Origin of the sequence: Parasaccharibacter sp. TMW 2.1888 (assembly GCF_023167265.1) — a bacterium.
Classification (GTDB): domain Bacteria; phylum Pseudomonadota; class Alphaproteobacteria; order Acetobacterales; family Acetobacteraceae; genus Bombella; species Bombella apis.
This window is the reverse complement of sequence record NZ_CP030979.1, coordinates 29,241-50,608: the sequence shown is the minus strand read 5'-3', so window position 1 is coordinate 50,608 and position 21,368 is coordinate 29,241. Positions and strand designations below refer to the sequence as shown.

Here is a 21,368-nt window from a genome sequence, read left to right as displayed (position 1 = left end):
CGGCCCCGGCGGAACATCTTCGCCGGAGCCGTCTCTGGTCTTATGATGACCAGTTGTGTTCAAAATCTCCATAAAGGGTCAGGCCACCATCGACATAGAGTGTCTGGCCCGTGATGTAGCTGCTTTCCTCAGAGGCAAGGAAGCCCATGGCCGTAGCGATTTCGTCGCTGTTGCCGGGGCGTTTCATAGGGATGTGGCTGGCAACTGCTTCATACTGCTTGGGATCGTTCACCCAGGCATCGTTGATCGGCGTAACGATGGCGCCGGGTGCGACGATGTTGAACCGTATTCCACGGGAGGCATATTCCAGAGCCAGGGTACGGACGATGTTGCCCACGGCACCTTTGGAAGCTGAATAGCCCAGATAATGAGGCTTGGGGATCAGCTGGTGGACGGAGGAGTTAACAACGGTTCGCCCCTTCACGCCGGTTTTCAGCCAATAGCGCAGGGCCGCACGGCAACAGAGCATGACGCCTGTCACGTTCACGGCCATGACACCTTCAAAATCGGCCAGTTTCACGTCTTCGGAGGGAGAGGGAATCTGATAGCCTGCATTGCAGATGAGGATATCAAGGCCCCCCATGCCTTCAATGCTCTTTTGGAAAACGCCTTCGACAGCTTCTTCATTGGAGATGTCACCGGCAGCGATGACATGCTCGCCGCCAGCCACTTTTGGGAGGGTTTCCAGAACGGTCCGCAGCTTATCTTCCTTGCGTCCGTTAATGGCTACCTGTGCCCCGTGTCTGGCGAAATACTGCGCGGCAGCCTCACCGATTCCCTGGGAGGCGCCGGTAATCAGGACCTTCTGCCCTGCAAAACGCTTTGATGAAGTTGTGGACATAACCTCTAACCTTTCCCGTCAGGGTTCTGGAGGAAGCACCCCTCCCGGAGAGACAGGTCTGAGGGAGGGGATGAGGGATCAGGCGTTCTTCATGGTCTGGGTCAGATCTTCAAGAACCTTGGCCGGATCCTTGTTCTCAAGTACAGCCAGCTCGGCGACGAAACGTTCCTGAGCGGCTTCGAAAAGTTTACGTTCGGAAAAGCTGCCGTCAAGGCTGTCCACATTGCGGCGCAGGTCACGCAGAACCTCCGCAATCTGGACAAGATCACCGGAGTTGATCTTTTCCTGGTAGGCCACGGCGCGGCGGGCCCACATGCCACGGCTGACATGCGGCTTGCCCTTGATGACGGACATGGCCTTGTCCACGATCTCGCGCGTGGCGATCTTGCGCAGGCCGGATTTGCGGGCCTTGGCAAGCGGGATACGCAGTGTCATCTGGTTGCCGGGGAAAGAAATCTGGATCATTTCGATCTTCGTGTCGGCGATCTCTTCTTCACCGATACGGTCAACCCGGCCTACGCCGTGGGCGGCGTAAACGATGGCATCACCCTCGCGGAAAGGATTCTTTTCCTGCTCTGGGTCTTTCTGACGGGCAGTGTGCTCGGCGGCGGCGCGGGCCATCTCGTCAGTAACACCACCCTTCTGGGACATTCTGAAGCTGTTGTTCATGGCGGGGAGGATAGCAGAAAAACGGGAATATGTCTTGCAGAACCTGAAACTGGTCTTCCAAGGGTGTCTGTCATGGCATCTGCCCGAAGCGGGGCTGTGGCAATGGGTGATATTCCATGCCCAGTGGCTGGAGCAGGTCCCGCTCGATCGTGCGGCTCATTGTCAGCATGGGCAGGGAATGGGGGCTGACCTTGAAAGGCTCCTGAAGGTTCTGCCCGCTCCGGTCCAGCATCTGGAAGAGCACGCCAATGATGCTGGAGCCCAGCGGGGTGATCCAGCCCAGGGTCTGCACGGCGGACAGGGGCAGCAGGATGCAGAAGAGATGCGTGATGACTTTTGGCAGAAGTGAATACTGCACGGGCAGGGGCGTGTTGCGGATGCGTTCCAGTCCGCCCTGAGCATTGGCGAGGTCGGAGAGGATACGGTCCACCGTACCATGTACGGCTCCGTCTATGTGCCGTTCCTCAACCAGGGTACGGACCTTCTGGCCGATTCTGTAAAGCAGGGCATTGGCCGGATTTGTGCAGGAGAAGACAAACCGGTAGGTGTCCGCATCCAGCAGGCCCTGGATGGCGCTGTCCGGCTCGTTGCCGCTCAGTGAGGATTTCAGGATATAGGGATAGGCTGCCATGGCCCGGGCCAGGCTGGGCTGCCCCCCGAGCAGGGACTCCAGTTCTCGCCCGAAAGAGCGGCAGTTGTTGGTGATGGCGCCCCACAGGGTGCGGGCTTCCCACCAGCGGGCATAGGCGGCGTTGTTGCGGATTCCCAGAAAAATGGCCAGGGCTGACCCCATGAGAGAAAAGGGAAGGGCGGGCTGTTCCATCCATTCCTGATGGAATATCTGGAACAGGATGACCACCACGCAGTCCCATCCTGTGAGGATGACCAGAGGGGGGAGTATCTCCCGGAAGAGTATGGAAAGTCCGTAGCGGCGTTTGATGATCAAGGTGGCAGATTCCTCACATGGCGAGTGGTGAATATGTCAGGGCTTGAAGCCCGCTCATTCTGTGGCACAATTCGGGCCGCAGAAACAGCGACAGACAGAATTAATAAGGGGTAATGAAAATGGACGTTCGCGCCGCAATCGCTCTTGAAGCAGGCAAACCGCTGGTTGTTGATACCGTCCAGCTGGAAGGGCCCCGGGATGGGGAAGTGCTGGTGGAGATCATGGCCACGGGGCTGTGCCATACGGATAAATACACGCTCTCCGGCAAGGATCCTGAAGGTCTGTTTCCGTCCATTCTGGGGCATGAGGGGGCCGGGATTGTCCGTGAGGTCGGTGCCGGGGTGAAGCACCTCAAGCCCGGTGATCATGTCATTCCCCTTTACACCCCGGAATGTCGTGAGTGTCCGTCATGCCTTTCCCGCAAGACCAACCTGTGCACGTCCATCCGCAGTACGCAGGGCAGAGGCCTGATGCCGGATGGCACGACACGGTTCTCTTACAAGGGAAAGCCGGTCCACCATTATATGGGCTGTTCCACATTCGCCAATTTCACGGTCATGCCGGAAATTGCCCTGGCAAAGATCCGTTCTGATGCTCCGTTCGACAAGGTCTGCTACATCGGCTGCGGCGTGACGACCGGCATTGGTGCCGTGCTGTTCACGGCCAAGGTCGAGGCCGGCTCCACCGTGGCGGTGTTCGGTCTGGGCGGAATCGGCCTGAATGTCATTCAGGGAGCCAAAATGGTCGGGGCAAACCGCATCATCGGCATCGATATCAACCCCGAGCGTGAGGCCATTGCCCGTAAATTCGGCATGACGGATTTCGTCAATCCCAAGGATCTGGGAGAGAATGGTGATCTTGTTGGTCATCTCATCGAACTGACGGGGGGCGGTGCCGACTATACGTTCGAGTGTGTGGGTAATGTCAGCCTGATGCGTCAGGCGCTGGAAAGTGCCCATCGCGGCTGGGGTGTGTCCTGCGTGATTGGCGTGGCCGGTGCAGGGCAGGAAATCAGCACGCGGCCTTTCCAGCTCGTGACAGGTCGCCGCTGGATCGGCTCTGCCTTCGGGGGGGCCCGTGGCCGGACTGACGTTCCGAAGATCGTGGACTGGTACATGGAAGGGCGCATCAACATTGATGATCTCATCACCCATGAGATGAAACTGGATGACATCAACCAGGGCTTCGAGATGATGGAGCGTGGCGAAGGCATCCGCAACATTGTGAATTACGGGCTATGATGGGCAGGAATCCATTCACACTGATTGAGCGTCATCCCTGCTGTGGAGGGGAGGTACACTTCCTCTCCCACCAGTCGCAGGAACTTGGGTTGCCGGCCCGTGTCAGCATTTTCCTTCCGGCAAAGGCGCTTGCTGGTGATCGTGTGCCTGCCATTCATGTTCTGGCGGGCTTGACCTGCATGCAGGAGACGTTCCTCATCAAGAGCAACGCCATCCGTCATGCGGCGGACCATGGCCTTGCCCTGGTGGCGCCGGATACATCCCCACGGGGTGCAGACGTGGCCGGGGAAGATGATGCCTATGATCTGGGCACGGGTGCCGGCTATTATGTCGATGCCACGACAGACCCATGGGCGGCCCATTATCGCATGGGCTCCTATGTGCGCCGGGAGCTGCCTGCTCTGGTGGAAGAGCATTTTCCCATCATGGCCGGACGCCGTGGAATCATGGGTCATTCCATGGGAGGCATGGGGGCTCTGGCTGTGGCGCTTGGTGATGCTGGAGCGTGGCAGACTGTGTCAGCTTTTGCTCCCATTTCTTCACCCTCGCAGGTGGATTGGGGGCATAAGGTGACGGATGCCTATTTTGGCGGGCACGAGGCCGAGTGGGCGCAGTACGATCCTTGCCTTCTTCTGGAGGCCGGCATGACTCATCCGGGCACGCTGCTGGTCGATCAGGGACTGGATGACGAATTCCTGTCCCGTTTGCAGCCGGAGCGGCTGGAACAGGCGGCAAAGGCGGCTGGGCAGTCCCTGACACTGCGGCGGCATGAGGGGTATGACCATTCTTACTGGTTCGTGCAGAGTTTCATACAGGACCATCTCAAACATCATGCCGAGGGCCTGCTCTGATCATTCATGATTATGGCGTGGCTGAAGCCCTTTCCACCTTCGGGTCGGAAAGGGCTTTTCTGTGTCAGGATGATTTTTTCGTGCTGTAAAGTTCTTCAGGAGCAATGGCCGGGCTGGTCAGCTCTACACAGCCGGCAGGGGTGAGGGACTGATAAAAGCAGCTGCGGCGACCCGTATGGCAGGCAACGCCTTTCTGCTGGACGGTCAGGAGCAGACAGTCCGCATCACAGTCCAGAGCGGCGGCAAGAAGGTGCTGTTCCTGCCCGGAGCTTTCTCCTTTGCGCCAGAGTGTGTTCCGGCTGCGGGAATAGTAGCAGACCCGCCCTGTTGCCAATGTTTCGGCCAGGGCTTCCCGGTTCATCCAGGCCAGCATGAGAACTTCGCCGTTTTCATCCTGTGCGATGGCGCTGATGAGGCCCCGGCTGTTGAAATGAACTTCATCCAGCAGGGTTGTCAGGGTAGGATCGGTGATAGGCTGCCAAGGCATGTCAGGAGTCCTTTTCTTGGGTCTGTTCCGTATCTTTGGGGAGCCAGTCAGGCCAGTCCAGCGTGATGGGGTGACCGTCCAGCTGTAGCCCGCTGGTGTTCCAGGCCCGACGGTGCAGCAGGGCGAGCCCGTGCTGACCGGCATGTGACCTGAGCTCACCGACCTCTTGTCCGTCCAGTGTCACAGCGCCCTCATTGGGTAGGGGCTGGCCATCGGTAGACCGTACCGGCAGCAGCCGTTTCTTGATGAGCCCCCGATAATGGGTCCGGGCGGTGACCTCCTGCCCCAGGTAGCAGCCTTTGGTCCATGATACGCCATGGAGGTGGTCCATGTTGGCCTCCAGCACCAGTGTCTGGCCGGGGACGATATCCTCATCTCCCGGAATACCGGTTTGAAGGCGCCGGGCAAGCAGGGCGTCGGCTTCTCTCTGCTGGACGGCTTCATCATTGGCGGGAGAGCCTGGAATGATGGCCCGCCAGCCCAGTGCTGGATGCCGGGGGTCTGCAGCATGGATGAGTGCCCCGTCCGGCCGTGGGGTTTCCGGCGCTCCTGTCAGGATGGTGGCGTCCATCCGTTCCATGTGTACGTCTGCTCTCAGTCTGAAGCGACGCAGGGTTTTCAGGAGGGAGTCCGTTTCAGTCTCCGGGAGGTCGAGAAGGAGAGCCTCTTCAGTTTTCCATAGGAAGAAGAGCGTCTGTATGCGTCCCTGGGCATTGAGCATGGCGGCCCATGCGGTCCCGTTTTGTGAAAGGGCCTGTACATCATTGGTTATGAGGCCGTTCAGAAAGCTGGTCCGTTCATTTCCTGTGAGTGAAATGACAGAACGGCGTGAAAGATGGTTGCGCTTCATCAGTGTCCGCATGATAGTGGTGGCAAAAGAAAAGGGACCTTCGCCCTATTCCAGCATGGCATAAAAGGTATCATTTCGGGATACCGGATGACCGAGGGGGATTCTAGAGCCTTGCCGACAGATGAGATCATAGATCCCGCCATTGATACGACAGGGCGGCGCTGGCAGCTTTTTCAGTTCATAGGGCCAATCCTTGGCGTGATCCTGGTCATCATGACCATCGGAGTTGTCACGCTCTACACGTACAGGACCATGCGGGAGGGGGCGATCACCCTTTCGCGGAATCTGCTCAAAAGCCAGCAGCGTTATATTACGGAAGAAGTCAGCCATTATCTCTCTCCGGCGACGGGTATTTCCTTCATGGCCAGTGGAATGCTGGCCAGTGATGACATGAAGGCGAATGCCAGTGCCTTCATGTCGTTGGGGCGCTCTGTCCTGCGGGGCATTCCGCATGTGGACAGTTTCTATCTGGCTGATGATCAGGGGCATTTCTGGATGTCTGCCCGGCGGGAAGGGCAGTACGAGGAAACGACTCTTCAGGAAGAAGACGGGGCCCCCTATTACCGCCATAGGGTCACCGACAAGGATGGCCGCTTCATCTCTACGGACAGGCTTTCTGCCGAAGGGTATGATCCACGGCTGCGTCCCTGGTACAAGGGGGCCCTCCGGTTTGAGGACAGGACACCGGACCGGCGCCTGTTCTGGACCGACCCTTATCCTTATCTCTCGACGCATCAGTTCATCGTCACGGCCTCCATGGCCTTCAGGACACTGGATGGACGGCACGTCGTTTTTGCCATCAGCATTTCATTGAATCAGCTGACACGCTTCGTGAACAGCCTCAAGGTCGGCAAGAGCGGACAGGCTGTGATCGTGGATCTGAGTGGTCATGTGATTGCGGGCCATAACATGCTGGATGTCGGCAAGCCAGGTTTCGATGCGGAGAATGTCCATCTGGACCCCAAGACACAGCCGGTGTTCGTCCGGGCGCTCAATGTGTTTCGTGTCATGGGAGATGGTACGGGCATGGTCCATGCCAGGGGACAGAACTATGTTACCATTGCCTCTGCCATGCCGCTGGCCAAGAGGTCGTGGGTGCTGCTGCTGAATGCGCCTGAAAGTGACTTTGCCAGTTTTACACATGCCGTGCAGAAACAGGCGGTTTATTTTTCTGTTGTGATTGTCGGGCTGGCGCTGATTCTCGCCATGGGGCTGATCTATCAGGGACGGCGGGTTGAACGGTTGCAGACCGGCCTGAATGTGCTTGATGAAAAAAAGAAGGAAGACAATGCGGTCCTTCTGAAGATCACCAACATGGAAGGTCTGCTCGATCCAGAGCAGGAACAGCCTTATTTCTGCGAGGCTCTGGCCGAACGTGCCGTAGCACGCCGGGCCAGCATCTGGCGGCTGCTGGCTGATGGGGACAGGCTGCTGTGTGAGGACATGTTCGACCGTGGCAGGGATGCTCACGGTTCGGGCATGGAGCTGACCAGAAACGGTCACTCTGGCGTCTTTGAATGTCTGGAAAGCGGCCATGCCGTTGATCTGCCAGATGCGGAGGAGGATCAGCGTTTCCAGAGCCTTCAGCGTGTGGTCATGCGGATGATCGGAGCCAGACATCTCTTCTTCATGCCTGTGATGGAAGAGCACCGGCCGGTGGGCGCCATCATGCTGGAGGACCCCTACCAGCTGGGTGAGGCGGACCGTGTTATTGGTCTGATCGCTTCGATTCTGGCTGTCCGTTTCGGTCATGTTCAGGAGGAAGAGAAAAAGGCGGCGCAGGCTCAGGGCGGGCCTGTCACCATGGCCGATTCTGCTGGCCGGTCGCCCAGACCCCAGATGCGTATTGTCGAGGGCTTTCTCATTCATCCGGAAGAGGAAACCGACAGGACACCGCCCATGCCCGGCCTGTATCCGACGGTGCCCATCATGGTTCTGGAATTTTCCGAGGCTTATTCTTCCAACCGCGATGCTGCCCAGGCCATGCTGGAACTGGTGGCCGAACTTGGCGGGAAGATCGAAGGCATTGCCAGGGAGCGTGGTCTGTTTTCGGCCCAGGTGGCGGGGAATCGGTTCATTTTCCTGGGCAGCTGTTCCCAGAACGTTGATGCGGAGGGGGCCGTCCATCTTGCAGAGGCAGCCATCGGAATCAGGGAAGCCTGCCTGATGGTCATTGCCCAGATGAACACGCAGCTCATGTTCCGTATCGGGATTGACGTCGGGCCTGTCCTTGTTGCCTATTTTGGGGAGAGACGGGACATCTTCAATCTGTGGGGAGAGGGGCTCACCATGGCAGAAGCCTTGGCCCACAATGCTCCTGATGGGGGGCAGATACAGGTCTCAGAGCGAGCCTATCAGGCCTTGCAGGGCATTTTCCTGTTCCGTCTGAGGGGAGAGTTTTTCCTGCCCAACAATGGGATCTCCAACAGCTACATTCTGGCAGGCAGGAGTGAGAACACGGCGGCAGGGGGATCATGAATTTCTCCGAGCGCTTTGCCGTCATTAATAGTGGCCTGGCCATGCTGGGCCGTTTTGCCCGGTCCCAGCCCCGGTTCTTCCTCATCATGATCGGGGCTGCATGGGGGGTCGTCTATGAGATGCTGCACCCCAGCTCATGGCGTCGGACGGTCATCATCGAGTTTCGTCGCAATCTGCGTCAGCTGGTAGGTAGCGGTTTTTTCAGCGTAGTGGTGGTGGCCGTCATCACGGGGTTGGGGCTGGTTTCGCAGGCTGTTTACTGGCTGGGTTTTGCTGGCATGTCGCAGATGACCGGAAGCCTTCTCTCCAGCGTCCTGCTGCGGGAAATTGCGCCCATTCTCGTCGGCGTCATTCTTCTGGGACGTTCTGGCATGTTGATGCTGACGGAAATGGGCACTCTGACAACCAGCGGGCGGCTCAAGACCCTGAATGGCATGGGTATTGATCCGTTTCTGGCACTTGTCGTGCCACGAACCATTGCGACGACGGTGGGCGGGGTCACGCTGGGTACCTTTTTCAGCGTCATCGCTTTGGGCATGGGGTATGTGGCCTGCTGGATGAAAGGGATCGTCACGTCATCCATCTGGTCTTTCATTTTCGATGTGATCAACAGCATGCAGCCGGGTGATTATATCGGGATTCCTCTGAAATTTCTTCTGAGCGGGGCCTGTGTCGGTCTGTGCTGCTGTCTGTCTGGCATGGATGTGACGGCAGAGGACAATCTGACAACCTTCATGCCACGGGGCTTTGCGCGTGGCATCATGTCCATTCTGGTCATCAATGTGGTGATCGACGTCGTTCTGGGGAGCTTCTGACGGTGGAAGGCACAACTCTTTCAGAAGGGGATTATGGTTTTGTCCTGAAGCTGGATGATGCTGTTCCGGTGTCTGATTCCACAGGGTTGCCTTCAGTAAAATACAATCTGGCACTGGCACCCGGTGAATGTGTGTTCGTGGAGTGTCGTGACAGTTTCAGGGCGTCGCAGTTTACGGATTTCTGCGCAGGGCTTCTGCCCGTCAGGCAGGATGCGAGGACAGGCAGGGGACAGGGAACGGTCAGCTGCATGGGGCTGAACTGGGCGGAGCTGGATGAAAGACGGGCGCAGGCACTGCGGGGGCGTATCGGTCGCATTACCGAGGACAGTGGCTGGATTGACCTGTACGAGATGCATATGAATATTCTCTGGCCTAGCCTGCATCACAGTCGTGCCTCTTATGACAGACTGGTGGTGGAGGCCGTCCAGCTGGCCCAGTCATTCGGCATGCCCGGCCTGCCAACGCAGCTGCCTGAAAAACTCTCCCCGCTGGACAGGAAACGCTCGGAATATGTGCGAACCTTCATGAACAGGCCGTCCTTGCTTCTGTTGGAAAATCCTATCAGTCTTGGGGGACCGGTCGAGCTGTACAATGCTTTTCTGACAGAACTGACAGCTGCACGGGAGCGGGGCTGTGCGGTCGTGTGGATCGGTTCGGAGCGTTCCGCCTGGGCTGGTTATGCCGGGCCCGGCATGCAGCGTTTTCGCCTCGGTAGTAATGGTCTCGTAAAGTGAGAGATATGTGATGCGTCCTTTACGTTTACGTCGGCGTTCCGGTCTGGCAGCTCCTCTGTTCAGGAGCTCTTTCGTGGATGAGTGGGTCGGGCTGCTTGTTCTGCTGGCTCTTGTCATCCTGACAGCTGTTCTGGTCGAGGCCGGTTTTCTCAAGCAGTGGCTGACACCGGCAGGGCGTCTGCATTTCGTGCTGCCGGAAAGTGGTGTGGCGGGGTTGGCTGTCAATAATGACATTGAAGTCATGGGGGTCCGTGTAGGGGAAATCCGGCGGCTGGACCTCAATGAATCAGGCCGTATGTATGCGGAAGGAACGATCGAACCCCATTTCGAGCGCTATATTCGCAGTGACAGCATTGCTACCATCAAACGTCGCCTTGTCGTGGCGGGTGCGGGATATATTGAAATCACCCGTGGGCAGGGAGAGCCGCTCAACTGGGACTATGCCGTGTTGAATACCAGCGTGGAACCCAACCCTGCGGACATGATTGTCCAGACCCTGATAGATCTGCGGGCCAGATTGCTTCCTGCCATGGATAATGTGGAAGAGATCACGAAGCAGGCCAAGGACATCATGGTGGACCTTCATGCAGGTAAGGGGACAGCTGGTGCCCTGCTGACCAATGAGGAAACGGCCCAGCGTGTAAATACGATCCTGGTTTCATTGAACAAGGCCATTGAGGCTGTGCAGCCACTGGAACAGAAGTTGCAGATTACGCTGAATGAAGCCAATGGCGTGATGCAGAATGTGCATGGCCTGACCAAGGGGTTGAAAGATTCCGGCCCGGAAGTGCAGCGGAGCGTCCGTAATGTGGCTGATGCCACGGAGCAGCTTCCCGCCGTTCTGGCTGAAGCTGAGGCTACGGCAGACAGCCTGCGCAAGCTGAGTGATCAGCTGCGGGGTTTGTGGTTGCTGGGCGGTGGTGGCGGCAAAAACAGGCACCGGCCTGACCGTAGGCTCCCGGCCCGTGAGGTGAGACCATGAAATTTTGCAATGTCATCATCTCTCTTTCCCTCTCCGCCGGGCTTCTCTCAGGTTGTTCCAGCGGTCCCGGTGAGTGGGAAGACCAGCGCTACGCCACAAGAATGGATGCTGCCGACAGTGTGTTCAGTCTTGGCTATATCCAACAGGCGAGGCAGCATTACGCAGATGCTCTGGAGCGGGCGTTTCTGATTGATGATGTTCAGGCCATCCATGATGCCGGTTTCAACCTGGCTACCAGCGAGCTGCGTCTGAAAGACTATCAGGCGAGTCTGGAGACATTACGCCGGGTGTCTGAAGCATTGATGGTGAGGGGCTGGACTGGCGGACGGCAGGCTGATCTGCATCTCGTACGGGCATCTGTCTTTTATGCCCAGACATATTGGCAGCATGCGGGTGATGAGGCGAAGCTGGCCAGGACCAGTCCGGATGATCGGATACGTTTCAGCGCTTATGCGTTGGGTGGTCTGGCAGCAGCTGCGCAGTTTGATCGGGCTGGGCTGGAGGAGGCCATCACCGCTCTTGCTCCCAGCAGGAATGACAAGGACCAGGCCAACCTGAAAGAACTTCTTACCCTGCGTCTGATCCTGAACAGGGATTGGCAGCCAGCGGCAGAGTCTGCCGAGGGGCTGGTGAAAATACGCAGGGAAGACATGGATTACGAAGCCATGCGTCGGGCTCTGCTGCTGGAGGCCAAAGCTCTTCGTGCCATGGGGAAGGAGCAGGCTGCTGGGCGTGTCATGCAGCGTTTCAGGGATAGTGCCCGGAAGCAGCAGACCAGCCTGTAAGCTCGCTGCCTGTCTGGTCAGGTGGATGCGCTCCGGAAACCGTTCTGGAGCGCATCCATGGTGGGGTCAGATCAGGCTGTTGCCGTTTTCTGCATCATGGGGCTCATGCCCAGCATGGCCAGAAGCTCTGTGTCCCTGTTCTGTGCCGGATTGGGCGTCGTGAGCAGCTTTTCCCCCCAGAAAATGGAGTTGGCTCCTGCCAGAAAACAGAGCGCATGTGTTGATTCGGACATGTTTTCACGTCCCGCTGCCAGACGGACGTGACTGGCTGGCATCATGATGCGGGCTGTTGCAATCACGCGGGCGAAGGTGATCGGATCCACGGCCTCTTCATCAGCTAGCGGAGTGCCCTCCACGCGGACGAGCAGGTTGATGGGAACACTTTCCGGGTGGGTCGGCAGATTGGCCAGTGTCGTCAGCAGGCCGGCACGGTCCTGCGTGTCTTCACCCATGCCGATGATCCCGCCGCAGCAGACCTTGATGCCGGCATCACGCACATTGGCCAGAGTATCCAGACGTTCCTGATAGGTCCGTGTGGTGATGATCTTGCCGTAGAAATCTTCTGACGTATCAAGATTATGATTGTAATAGTCCAGACCGGCCTCTTTCAGGCGGGCAGACTGGCTGGGCGTGAGCATCCCTATGGTCAGGCAGGTCTCCAGTCCGAGAGCCTTGACCTCCTCAACCATGCGGCAGACAGCATCCAGGTCACGGTCCTTCGGGGCACGCCATGCAGCGCCCATGCAGAACCGCCCGGCACCGGCTTCCTTCGAGCGTCTGGCATCGGCGATGACACGCTCCAGCGGCATGAGCTTTTCAGCGGCCATGCGCTTGTCGTGGTGGGCGCTCTGCGGACAGTAGGAGCAGTCTTCCGGGCAACCGCCGCTCTTTATGGAGAGCAGGGTTGATATCTGTACCTTTGTGGGGTCAAAAAATTGCCGGTGTGCCAGCTGTGCCTGAAAGATCAGCTCCGGGAAGGGCAGCGCAAGAAGGGCTTCTGCTTCTTCGCGAGCCCAGTCGTGCCGGAGCGTGACCTTCTGAGGCGAGGGGCAGGTCTGTTCAGTCATCTAGCTTTTGTCTCCAGAGTTGGCTGCATACACCTACCCAAAAGATGGACGCTATGCCATCCGAAAAGTATGATAGATGCATGAAGGGTTAACGTCATTTCGGAAAATGCAGGGTGTCTTTATGAAACATTGGCAGATTGATCAGATGGACTGGGCCGCCTTTGACGCAAGGAAGGTGAACCCTGATATCCTTGCCCTTGTGAAGGCAGCTTCTGTGGTGGAGCGGAATGCGCGGGACTATACCTGTTACCTCAGGAATGTTTTCCATGACGATTCCGGTTTCCGGGATGCCGCACAGAACTGGGCGGAAGAAGAGGTCCAGCATGGAGATGCCCTTGGGAAATGGGCCATGCTGGCAGACCCGGACTGGGATTATGCCAAAGCTTTTGAGCGGTATCGGGACGCTTACAGGATAGATACGGACGTGTCCTCATCCATCAGGGGGTCTCGTACGGGGGAGCTGATTGCCCGCTGCATGGTGGAAACGGGAACATCCTCTTTCTATACGGCACTGGCTGACGCTACGGATGAGCCCGTTCTGAAGGCAGTCTGCAAGCAGATCGCTGCTGATGAATACCGTCATTTCAAACTGTTTTATGACAATATGCATCGTTATCTGGAACGTGAGAAGCTGGGGCGCTGGTTCCGTCTGCGGATTGCCCTGAGCCGTGTGATGGAAAGTGAGGATGACGAACTTGCAACAGCCTTTTACATCACGAACAGTGAGAAATTCCGTTTTTATGATCACAAGAACTGTATTGCTGCCTACATGGCCCGGGCCCTGTCCTTCTACCAGCAGAAGCATCTGGACCGTGTCACGGCCATGATTTTGAAGACATCGGGCCTGACACCCCATTCCCGCATGCAGCGGTGGCTTGCGAAGGGGATGCATGCCCTGATCTCTTGGAAGCAGAGGTCGTTCGCCCGTCAGCTTCAGCAGGCCTGAGCTGTTTCATACCCTTTTTTCAACAATGGATGTTTTCATGAAAATTCCATCATTCCGTACCGTCCTGAAACAGTGCAGCATGCTCATGGTGATCGGGGCCGGGCTTGCCGCAGGGGCAGCTGGCCACGCACAGACCCAGACGCCTCAGGCCTACAGGAATGGCTGGGGGTTTGATCAGGCAGGAATGGATCCGGCCACTCCGCCAGGGCAGGATTTCTTTACCTATGCCAACGGCCATTATATCGGGCAGCTGAAGATTCCTGACGACATGAGCAGTTACGGGCCTTTCCATATTCTCGCTGAACTGTCTCAGGTAAGGCAGAAAGCGCTTCTGGAGGCCTTGCTACCGTATGCGGAGGTGGGAGACGAACGCAGCAAGCTGGCAACCTTTTATAGCAGCTTTCTCGATCAGAAGACTGTTGATGCCAAAGGTGGCGATCCGCTTGAGGTGGAGCTGGGCCAGATACGGGACATGAATGACAGGGCATCCTTGGCCCGTCTGTTCGGTCTTTCGGCCAGCTCCCTCATGTACAGCCCTTTTGCTCTGGATATTGAACAGAACCAGAAGGATCCGACACAGTACATGCTGATGCTGGATCAGGGCATGAGTATTGGCATCAGTGGGGGTCTTGGGCTGCCTGACATCAGCTATTACAGCAATCCTGCCCTGGCCCCGCAGAAAAATGCCTACCGGGCTCATGTTGCCAGAATGTTGGAACTGCTGGACTGGCCTGATCCGGACAATGACGCCTCAGCTGTTGTGGCTCTGGAAACGGCACTGGCGAAGGTGGAAACTCCCCGTGATCAGACACGGGACCCCGTGAAGATGTTCAATCCGATGATGGTAAAAGAGCTGGTTGGTCTGGCGCCCGATGTGGATTGGGTCACTTACCTGCGGACCATGGGGGTGCCAGAGGCAGGTCTGATGGAGCGTGTGATCGATGTGCGTGAACCGGAATCCATTGCGGAGATGGCCCGGATCATTGCCGGGGCTGACAGGAGGACGGTCAAGGCCTGGCTGTCTTTTCATCTGGCCGACAATGCAGCGCCATATCTCTCTCGTGAGTTTTCAGATGCGTCTTTTGATTTCAATGGTCGGGTTCTGATGGGCATGAAGCGCCAGCCCGACCGCTGGAAGCGTGCTGTCCGTGCTACGAATACGGCCATGGGCTGGGCGCTGGGGCGCCTCTATGTAGAACATTATTTCCCGCCTGAGGCGAAGGATCGGATCACCGGGCTGGTCCAGAAGCTGAAGAAGGCCTTCCGCTGGCGGCTGGAGCATAATGAATGGATGGATGCTCCGACCCGTCAGGCGGCGCTCGTCAAGCTGGATCATTTTGCCATGCAGGTGGGCTATCCCCACAAATGGTGGGATTACTCCGCACTGGATATTCGCCCGGGCGATGTCTATGGCAATGCCTCACGTGGCATCGCTTTCAACTGGCATCATCGTCTGGACCAGCTCGACCGTCCCGTGGACCGGGACGAATGGGACATGACGCCTCAGACAGTGAATGCCTATAATGACCCGGTAAAGAACGAGATCGTTTTCCCTGCGGCCATTCTCCAGCCGCCATTCTTTGACCCCACGGGTGATATGGCCGTCAATTATGGCGGCATTGGCGGGGTCATTGGTCATGAGATGAGCCATGGTTTTGATGATCAGGGCCGTCATTATGACGAGCATGGTCGCCTGCATGACTGGTGGAGCAGCCGGTCTTCCCAGGCTTTTGAGGAAAGAGCGAAAAGACTCGGTGCCCAGTATGATGCCGAGGAAGTTTTTCCCGGCCTGCATGTGAATGGCAGGATGACCATGGGGGAAAATATTGCTGACCTTGGGGGGCTGAATCTGGCGGTGCAGGCCTATCATGACAGCCTTCATGGTCGGACGGAGGCACCTCTTCATGGTTGGACGGGAGACCAGAGAGTGTTTCTCGGCTGGGCGCAGGTCTGGCGTGAGAAGGACAGGCCAGATGCCCTGAAACGGCAGGTTCTTTCCAACGAGCATGCTCCAGCTGCCAGCCGGGTGAACATGCCGGTTCACAATATCGATCTCTGGTATCAGGTGTTCGGTGTGAAAGCGGGAGACAGGCTGTATCTGCCGCCGGAGCAGCGGGTCAAGATATGGTAACAGGAGCAGACCATCGTCCTGCGAAGCCGGCCCCTGCCTGAGGGAAAAATGGGGGCAGGGCTTCACAAACGGCCGGGCTATGGCTATCCCGGGTCTGTTTCTTCATCATGCGGGGCTGTTTCATGTCATATCTCACTATTGGTCATCTTTACACGGCGTTGCATGCCGCCTGTGCCAGTGGCGTGGCCCGTGTCATCGAGGCGAATGGTGAGGAAGTCGCCTATGCTGATCTGAGCCGGGATGAACGTTTACAGGCTTTGGACGATGGCGAGGTCGATATTCTCGTGTCGGCATGGTTCCCGCAGGATGAGGTCATTCTGTCTCATGGGCATGAAGCCATTGGTAGCCTGTATCATCCTGAACTTCAGTTTTCCGCCCTTAAAAAATCAGGGAAGGGTGCTGGCTGGAAGGCTGCAGACTTTACCTCCCTTCTCACCACGGCCGAGGCACGCCCGTTTGTGGAGAAAGCTTTTGAGCAGCGTCCTGCCCTCAAGGAGCTCCCTCTTGAAGTTGTTGCGCCGGAAGAGGTCTTCCCGCGGTTGAAGCAGGCGGAAGAGGCAGGGGATTGTCCTCTGGTCGCTGTCTGGCAGCCTCATGCCGTTTTCCATGTCGAGATGCTGGAGGGTCTTCCTGATGGAGACCTGCTTGCTGGCGAGGTGCAGACGGCCCGGCTTGTTCTGCGCAAGGGGCTTCGTGCGGAGGTGGATGAAGACATGCTGGATGAGCTGTCCATCATGATGCTGAGCAACAAGGTCATGAGCGCTCTTGACTACGCCGTAAGCATTGATGGAATGGGCCCCGGAGACGCTGCGGAATCATGGCAGCGCGGGCGGTTGATTCCCCGCTGACGTTCTTTTGTCATCACCGTTGATAAACTGAAAGCTGGAGGTGTTTGCATGGCTCGTCATGCGTTTGTGTTTCCTGGTCAGGGCAGCCAGTCTGTCGGGATGGGGCTGGAGTTGTACAAGGCATTCCCTGTTGCCCGTGCCGTGTTTGAAGAGGTGGATGAAGCTCTTGGGGCCAATCTTTCCCGGCTGATTTTTGAGGGGGATCCCGCCGAGCTGACGGCAACGGAGAACACCCAGCCGGCTCTTTTTGCAGTTTCCATGGCGACCGTGCGGGTGCTGGAACATGAAGGGGGCTTTGCCCTGAAAGAGAAAGCCATGCTTCTGGCAGGCCATTCCCTGGGAGAATATGCTGCCCTGACAGCAGCTGGTGTCATGGGGATTGCCGAGGGTGCCCGCCTTCTCCGCCTGCGGGGCCAGGCGATGCAGCGTGCCGTGCCTGCAGGGCAGGGAGGCATGGCGGCCATTCTGGGTGTTGAGCCGGATGTGGCGCAGGAGATCTGTGCAGACTGTGCGGAAGGTGATGTTCTGGAAATCGCCAATGACAATGGTGGTGGGCAGATCGTCATTTCGGGGCATATGGCAGCGGTGGACCGTGCCATGGCAGCGGCAAAGGACAGAGGCATCCGCCGTGTGGTGAAGCTGCCCGTATCAGCCCCGTTCCATTCTTCTCTGATGGCACCGGCTGCCGCCGAGATGGAAGAGGCTCTGGCAGGGGCAGCGTTCCGGCCTGCCGCCATTCCTGTCATTGCCAACGTGACGGCAGAACCAGTCTCTCAGCCTGATGACATCCGTACCTTGCTGGGCCAGCAGATCACCGGGCGTGTGCGCTGGCGGGAGACTGTACTTTCCATGCCGGGCAAGGATGTTACCTGCCAGCATGAGCTGGGTGCCGGGAAGGTGCTGACAGGGCTGGCGCGTCGCATCGTGCCTGATCTGGCGGCTGATCATGCTGGAACTCCGGCAGAGATCGAAACAATGCTGAAAAGCCTGTAAGGGGGTAGTCCTGATGTTTTCTCTTTCTGGTAAGCTGGCTCTGGTGACCGGCGCTTCTGGTGGTATTGGTGCGGCCATTGCCCGTCAGCTGCATGAGTGTGGTGCGACTGTCGTGCTGAGCGGAACACGGGAGGGAGCCCTCCAGGATGTGGCAGCGGCTCTGGGTGGTGAGCGTGTGTATGTCGTCACGGCCAATCTGTCGGATGATGCACAGGCCGATGCTCTGGTGGCCCGTGCAGAGGAAGTGGCAGGGCAGCCTCTGGATATTCTTGTCAACAATGCGGGGCTGACACGGGATACGTTGGCCGTGCGGATGAAGGATGATGATTGGGCACAGGTGCTCAAAGTCGATCTGGAAAGTCCGTTCCGTCTGGCCCGTGCTGCGCTGAAAGGGATGCAGCGGCGCCGTACCGGGCGTATCATCTCCATTTCTTCCATTGTGGGGACAACGGGCAATCCGGGGCAGGCCAATTATGCAGCTGCAAAGGCCGGTCTGGTGGGCATGAGCAAGTCTCTGGCCCAGGAAGCAGGCCGCCGTGGTGTGACGGTCAATGTTGTGGCACCGGGCTTCGTGGAGACTGCGATGACCGATGTTCTGCCGGAAGCTGTACGGGAGAAGCTGCTGGGTAATATTCCGCTTGGCCGTATGGGGCGCCCGGAGGATGTTGCTGCAGCCGTTGTCTATCTTGCTTCGGACGAGGCCGCATGGGTGACGGGCACGACGCTTCATGTTAATGGTGGGATGGCCATGGTCTGAAAAAGTTGGCGTTTGCAGGAAAACATGCTAAGCGCGGCCTGCTTGGCCTGGCAAAGGCTCAGAGTATGGCTTCATTGCCGGGCATTCCGATGTCCCGAAGCTGACAGGCAGGCAGGTTTTTTTCTTAGAAACACCCGGTAGGGGTAGCAAGGATTTAAGGCAGATGAGCAACGAAATCGCTGACAAGGTGAAGAAGATCGTCGTCGAGCATTTGGGCGTCGAAGAAAGCCAGGTGAAGCCGGATGCTTCCTTCATCGACGATCTGGGCGCTGACAGTCTGGACACGGTCGAGCTGGTCATGGCTTTCGAGGAAGCATTCTCCGTCGAGATTCCGGAAGATGCCGCCGAGAAGATTGCTACTGTGAATGATGCCATCGAGTATATCACCAAGCAGAAAGCTGCCTGATTCCCGGTGTAGGGATTGGATGACGGGACGGGCTGGTCGGGGATCAGTCCGCTCCGTTCTGAAAGAGCGAAGCGGAGCAAGTCCGTTTCGCTTTATGCGTATTTACGAATTGTGAGGTAAGGCGGCGATGAGCGGCTCTGGAACGGACAGAAAACGTGTGGTCGTTACGGGAATAGGCGTAGTCAGCCCGTTGGCTGTTGGTGCAGAACTGACATGGAAGCGCCTTATCAACTCTCAATCCGGCATTGGTCCGATCACACAGTTTGATGCTTCTGATCTTCCGGCGAGAATTGCAGGCGAAGTTCCGGCCGGACCAACGGAAGAGGGTGGACTTACCCTTTCCGACTGGGTGCCTGTCAAGGAACAGAAAAAGATGGACCGGTTCATCCATCTTGGTCTGGCAGCGGGTATCCAGGCTGTGGAAGATTCAGGCTGGAAGCCGGAATCAGAGGAAGATCGTTGTGCAACAGGTGTCATGATCGGTTCTGGCATTGGCGGCCTGAAAACGATCTACGACAACTCGCTGGCTGTGGCAGCAGGCAAGGCACGTCGTCTTTCTCCTTTCTTCATTCCTTCATCGCTGATCAATCTCACGGCGGGGCATTTGTCCATCCGTTATGGTTTCAAGGGGCCGAATCATGCCGTGGTGACTGCTTGTGCGTCCGGTACCCATGCGATCGGTGATGCGTCCCGTCTAATCCAGCATGGCGATGCGAAGGTAATGGTTGCTGGTGGCGCAGAGTCGGCCATCTGCGAGCTCGGTATTGCCGGTTTCTGTTCAGCCCGCGCCCTTTCGACCAGTTTCAATGACAGTCCGACAACAGCATCCCGCCCGTGGGACAGGCAGCGTGACGGGTTTGTCATGGGTGAGGGTGCCGGCGTGGTCGTGCTGGAAGAGTACGAACATGCAAAGCGTCGTGGTGCCAAGATTTATGGCGAAGTCGTTGGGTATGGTCTTTCGGGGGATGCCTATCACATCACCGCTCCGGCGGAGAATCATGAAGGGGCCTTCCGTGCCATGCAGGCTGCCCTGAAGGATGCCCGGGTCAGCCCTGCCGAGATTGGCTATGTCAATGCTCATGGGACCTCCACAATGGCGGATGATCTGGAACTCGGGGCTGTAGAGCGCCTGTTTGGTGATGCAGCTGCTGGTACGAGCATGTCGTCCACAAAGTCGGCGATCGGGCATCTGCTGGGTGCCGCTGGCGCCGTGGAGGCCATTTTCTGCCTTCAGGCCATGCGTGATGGTATCCTGCCTCCTACGCTCAATCTGGATGAACCGTCCAGTGAGAGCGCCATGGACCGTATCCCTTACAAGGCGAAAGAGCAGCAGGTGGATGTTGCTCTTTCCAACAGCTTTGGCTTTGGTGGGACCAACGCCAGCCTTGTTCTGAAGCGGTTCAGGGGCTGATCTGACTGTCTGATGCAGATTTTCGACGCTGGAGACTGAAACGATGGCACAGGAACCTGCATCAGACACTTCCAGAAAACAGGGGCCTGAAGAAGAGAGTGGAAGCAGGGCCAGGAAGCGTTTCCGTCTCCTGACAAAAGGACGGGTCTTTGCTTTGCTGCTGGCCGCTGCTGGTGGAACCGTTTTCGCCGGGTATGGCCATTACACAGACCCGGGGCCTTTACAGACAGAGCGTGTGGTTGTCATCCCAAAGGGGGGCACTGGTCGGGTCATTGAAGCCCTTCAGGAAAATGGGATTCTGGCACGGGGTGGTGTGTCTTCCCTGTTCTTCAAGGTAGCCATGTATGCCACCCGCTCACAGGGAGCGATTCACGCAGCGGAACTGAAGTTTCCAGAGCGGGTGTCCATGGCTCACAGTCTTGAGATTCTCCGTCATGGGCATCCTGTCACGCACAGTTTGACCGTAGCGGAGGGCCTGACAGCAAAGCGCATCAGGACATTACTGATGCAGGCACCTGCGTTGCAAGGAGACCTTCCCACCATAGGGGAGGGGCAGGTGGCACCTCAGACGTTCTTTTATGTCTGGGGCATGGAGCGACAGGCACTTCTGCATCACATGACAGAATTGATGGGTAAGACGCTTCAGGCGATCTGGGATCAGCGGGATCAAGCAGCCTTGCAGGGTGTCATAACCACACCAGAACAGCTTCTGATTCTGGCTTCGCTTGTGGAAAGGGAGACGTCTTTGGCAGAGGAGAGACCACAGATCGCCCGGGTCTTCCTGAACCGTCTGAAACAGGGAATGAAGCTTCAGACAGATCCGACTGTCATTTATGGGTTGAGCGATGGAGATGGGGTGCTGCCTCGCCCCTTGACGCATGAGGACCTGCAGACAGAAAGCCCCTACAACAGTTATCTTCATCCGGGTCTGCCTCCGGGGCCTATCTGTTCGCCCGGTCGTGAGTCGTTGGAGGCAGCAGCCCATCCCGCTTCGGGTAATGCGCTGTATTTTGTCGCAACAGGACATGGGGGGCATAATTTTGCCCATACCCTTGCCGAACAGACGGATAACGTCCGTGCCTATCGCCGTATGAAAAAAGCGGCAGCCCAGTAATTTTTCCTGTGCAGCG

Annotated in this window: 21 protein-coding genes; 15 read left to right on the top strand and 6 right to left on the bottom strand. The window is 57.5% G+C overall.

The annotated features are described in order from the left end of the window. Positions 1–40 precede the first annotated feature (40 nt). The 3 genes from DTQ13_RS00220 to DTQ13_RS00210 form a co-directional block, all read right to left on the bottom strand. Entirely contained in the window at positions 41–841 is an 801-nt protein-coding gene (locus DTQ13_RS00220) for an SDR family NAD(P)-dependent oxidoreductase (RefSeq protein WP_248460689.1), read from the bottom strand. 78 nt (positions 842–919) lie between these two features. After that, a complete protein-coding gene (locus DTQ13_RS00215) occupies positions 920–1,492 on the bottom strand; it encodes a CarD family transcriptional regulator (protein ID WP_227431438.1) in 573 nt (190 codons plus the stop codon). 88 nt (positions 1,493–1,580) lie between these two features. Further along, on the bottom strand, positions 1,581–2,456 hold the full coding sequence (locus DTQ13_RS00210) for a bestrophin family protein (protein ID WP_086431419.1): 876 nt from the start codon (positions 2,454–2,456) through the stop codon (positions 1,581–1,583). A 119-nt stretch (positions 2,457–2,575) separates the two neighbouring features. On the opposite strand from DTQ13_RS00210, the gene DTQ13_RS00205 reads away from it, so the two are divergent. Together DTQ13_RS00205 and fghA are read left to right on the top strand one after the other, a co-directional pair. After that, positions 2,576–3,697, top strand: coding sequence for an S-(hydroxymethyl)glutathione dehydrogenase/class III alcohol dehydrogenase (locus DTQ13_RS00205; protein ID WP_043561195.1), 1,122 nt, complete (start codon positions 2,576–2,578; stop codon positions 3,695–3,697). Next, positions 3,697–4,548 carry an S-formylglutathione hydrolase gene (fghA, locus tag DTQ13_RS00200; RefSeq protein WP_408902128.1) on the top strand — a complete coding sequence of 284 codons (852 nt, stop codon included), beginning with the start codon at positions 3,697–3,699 and terminating at the stop codon, positions 4,546–4,548. Before DTQ13_RS00205 ends, fghA begins: the two co-directional genes overlap by 1 nt. Positions 4,549–4,612: 64 nt before the next feature. On the opposite strand, the gene hisI is transcribed toward fghA, so the two are convergent. Next, complete coding sequence (hisI, locus tag DTQ13_RS00195; RefSeq protein ID WP_081563179.1) at positions 4,613–5,035, bottom strand: phosphoribosyl-AMP cyclohydrolase; 423 nt, start codon at positions 5,033–5,035, stop codon at positions 4,613–4,615. 1 nt (position 5,036) lies between these two features. Next, complete coding sequence (locus DTQ13_RS00190) at positions 5,037–5,885, bottom strand: folate-binding protein YgfZ (protein WP_248460684.1); 849 nt, start codon at positions 5,883–5,885, stop codon at positions 5,037–5,039. 87 nt (positions 5,886–5,972) lie between these two features. Here DTQ13_RS00190 and DTQ13_RS00185 point away from each other — a divergent pair, with 87 nt between their 5' ends. From DTQ13_RS00185 to DTQ13_RS00165, 5 genes are all read left to right on the top strand, one after another. Continuing rightward, positions 5,973–8,363 (top strand): cache domain-containing protein, encoded by a 2,391-nt coding sequence (locus DTQ13_RS00185; RefSeq protein ID WP_227449700.1) that lies wholly within the window; start codon positions 5,973–5,975, stop codon positions 8,361–8,363. Continuing rightward, positions 8,360–9,178, top strand: coding sequence for an ABC transporter permease (locus DTQ13_RS00180; RefSeq protein ID WP_248460683.1), 819 nt, complete (start codon positions 8,360–8,362; stop codon positions 9,176–9,178). Before DTQ13_RS00185 ends, DTQ13_RS00180 begins: the two co-directional genes overlap by 4 nt. A 2-nt stretch (positions 9,179–9,180) precedes the next feature. Next, positions 9,181–9,912: an ABC transporter ATP-binding protein gene (locus tag DTQ13_RS00175; protein WP_081563177.1), complete on the top strand. Its 732-nt coding sequence runs from the start codon at positions 9,181–9,183 to the stop codon at positions 9,910–9,912. Positions 9,913–9,985: 73 nt separating this feature from the next. Further along, the gene (locus DTQ13_RS00170; protein ID WP_227449698.1) at positions 9,986–10,894 is read left to right on the top strand and encodes an MlaD family protein; all 909 of its coding nucleotides are present in this window, start codon (positions 9,986–9,988) and stop codon (positions 10,892–10,894) included. Next, positions 10,891–11,679 (top strand): hypothetical protein, encoded by a 789-nt coding sequence (locus DTQ13_RS00165; protein ID WP_103765552.1) that lies wholly within the window; start codon positions 10,891–10,893, stop codon positions 11,677–11,679. Before DTQ13_RS00170 ends, DTQ13_RS00165 begins: the two co-directional genes overlap by 4 nt. Before the next feature lie 71 nt (positions 11,680–11,750). Here DTQ13_RS00165 and bioB read toward each other — a convergent pair whose 3' ends face one another. Then, positions 11,751–12,746 carry a biotin synthase BioB gene (gene bioB, locus DTQ13_RS00160; protein ID WP_043560069.1) on the bottom strand — a complete coding sequence of 332 codons (996 nt, stop codon included), beginning with the start codon at positions 12,744–12,746 and terminating at the stop codon, positions 11,751–11,753. A gap of 121 nt (positions 12,747–12,867) precedes the next feature. On the opposite strand from bioB, the gene DTQ13_RS00155 reads away from it, so the two are divergent. The 8 genes from DTQ13_RS00155 (at position 12,868) to mltG (ending at position 21,352) form a co-directional block, all read left to right on the top strand. Further along, positions 12,868–13,692 (top strand): acyl-ACP desaturase, encoded by an 825-nt coding sequence (locus DTQ13_RS00155; protein WP_248460682.1) that lies wholly within the window; start codon positions 12,868–12,870, stop codon positions 13,690–13,692. Between the two features lie 37 nt (positions 13,693–13,729). Then, on the top strand, positions 13,730–15,823 hold the full coding sequence (locus DTQ13_RS00150; protein WP_193599734.1) for a M13 family metallopeptidase: 2,094 nt from the start codon (positions 13,730–13,732) through the stop codon (positions 15,821–15,823). Between the two features lie 122 nt (positions 15,824–15,945). After that, on the top strand, positions 15,946–16,671 hold the full coding sequence (locus DTQ13_RS00145) for a glycine betaine ABC transporter substrate-binding protein (protein WP_043560070.1): 726 nt from the start codon (positions 15,946–15,948) through the stop codon (positions 16,669–16,671). A 48-nt stretch (positions 16,672–16,719) separates the two neighbouring features. After that, positions 16,720–17,664 (top strand): ACP S-malonyltransferase, encoded by a 945-nt coding sequence (gene fabD, locus DTQ13_RS00140; protein ID WP_103765550.1) that lies wholly within the window; start codon positions 16,720–16,722, stop codon positions 17,662–17,664. 13 nt (positions 17,665–17,677) lie between these two features. Beyond that, positions 17,678–18,421, top strand: coding sequence for a 3-oxoacyl-[acyl-carrier-protein] reductase (gene fabG, locus DTQ13_RS00135; protein WP_248460681.1), 744 nt, complete (start codon positions 17,678–17,680; stop codon positions 18,419–18,421). A gap of 163 nt (positions 18,422–18,584) precedes the next feature. Beyond that, positions 18,585–18,827 (top strand): acyl carrier protein, encoded by a 243-nt coding sequence (locus tag DTQ13_RS00130; protein ID WP_043560073.1) that lies wholly within the window; start codon positions 18,585–18,587, stop codon positions 18,825–18,827. Between the two features lie 127 nt (positions 18,828–18,954). Continuing rightward, entirely contained in the window at positions 18,955–20,238 is a 1,284-nt protein-coding gene (gene fabF / locus DTQ13_RS00125; RefSeq protein ID WP_248460675.1) for a beta-ketoacyl-ACP synthase II, read from the top strand. A 43-nt stretch (positions 20,239–20,281) separates the two neighbouring features. Beyond that, positions 20,282–21,352 carry an endolytic transglycosylase MltG gene (mltG, locus tag DTQ13_RS00120; RefSeq protein ID WP_043560075.1) on the top strand — a complete coding sequence of 357 codons (1,071 nt, stop codon included), beginning with the start codon at positions 20,282–20,284 and terminating at the stop codon, positions 21,350–21,352. Positions 21,353–21,368: the final 16 nt, after the last annotated feature.

Coding starts and splice junctions, on each gene's coding strand:
- DTQ13_RS00180 (WP_248460683.1), top strand. CDS start 8,360: ATGAATTTCTCCGAGCGCTTTGCCGTCATTAATAGTGGCCTGGCCATG.
- mltG (WP_043560075.1), top strand. CDS start 20,282: ATGGCACAGGAACCTGCATCAGACACTTCCAGAAAACAGGGGCCTGAA.
- DTQ13_RS00220 (WP_248460689.1), bottom strand. CDS start 841: ATGTCCACAACTTCATCAAAGCGTTTTGCAGGGCAGAAGGTCCTGATT.
- DTQ13_RS00190 (WP_248460684.1), bottom strand. CDS start 5,885: ATGAAGCGCAACCATCTTTCACGCCGTTCTGTCATTTCACTCACAGGA.
- hisI (WP_081563179.1), bottom strand. CDS start 5,035: ATGCCTTGGCAGCCTATCACCGATCCTACCCTGACAACCCTGCTGGAT.
- DTQ13_RS00130 (WP_043560073.1), top strand. CDS start 18,585: ATGAGCAACGAAATCGCTGACAAGGTGAAGAAGATCGTCGTCGAGCAT.
- fabF (WP_248460675.1), top strand. CDS start 18,955: ATGAGCGGCTCTGGAACGGACAGAAAACGTGTGGTCGTTACGGGAATA.
- fghA (WP_408902128.1), top strand. CDS start 3,697: ATGGGCAGGAATCCATTCACACTGATTGAGCGTCATCCCTGCTGTGGA.
- fabG (WP_248460681.1), top strand. CDS start 17,678: ATGTTTTCTCTTTCTGGTAAGCTGGCTCTGGTGACCGGCGCTTCTGGT.
- DTQ13_RS00155 (WP_248460682.1), top strand. CDS start 12,868: ATGAAACATTGGCAGATTGATCAGATGGACTGGGCCGCCTTTGACGCA.
- bioB (WP_043560069.1), bottom strand. CDS start 12,746: ATGACTGAACAGACCTGCCCCTCGCCTCAGAAGGTCACGCTCCGGCAC.
- DTQ13_RS00185 (WP_227449700.1), top strand. CDS start 5,973: ATGACCGAGGGGGATTCTAGAGCCTTGCCGACAGATGAGATCATAGAT.
- DTQ13_RS00205 (WP_043561195.1), top strand. CDS start 2,576: ATGGACGTTCGCGCCGCAATCGCTCTTGAAGCAGGCAAACCGCTGGTT.
- DTQ13_RS00165 (WP_103765552.1), top strand. CDS start 10,891: ATGAAATTTTGCAATGTCATCATCTCTCTTTCCCTCTCCGCCGGGCTT.
- DTQ13_RS00215 (WP_227431438.1), bottom strand. CDS start 1,492: ATGTCCCAGAAGGGTGGTGTTACTGACGAGATGGCCCGCGCCGCCGCC.
- fabD (WP_103765550.1), top strand. CDS start 16,720: ATGGCTCGTCATGCGTTTGTGTTTCCTGGTCAGGGCAGCCAGTCTGTC.
- DTQ13_RS00145 (WP_043560070.1), top strand. CDS start 15,946: ATGTCATATCTCACTATTGGTCATCTTTACACGGCGTTGCATGCCGCC.
- DTQ13_RS00150 (WP_193599734.1), top strand. CDS start 13,730: ATGAAAATTCCATCATTCCGTACCGTCCTGAAACAGTGCAGCATGCTC.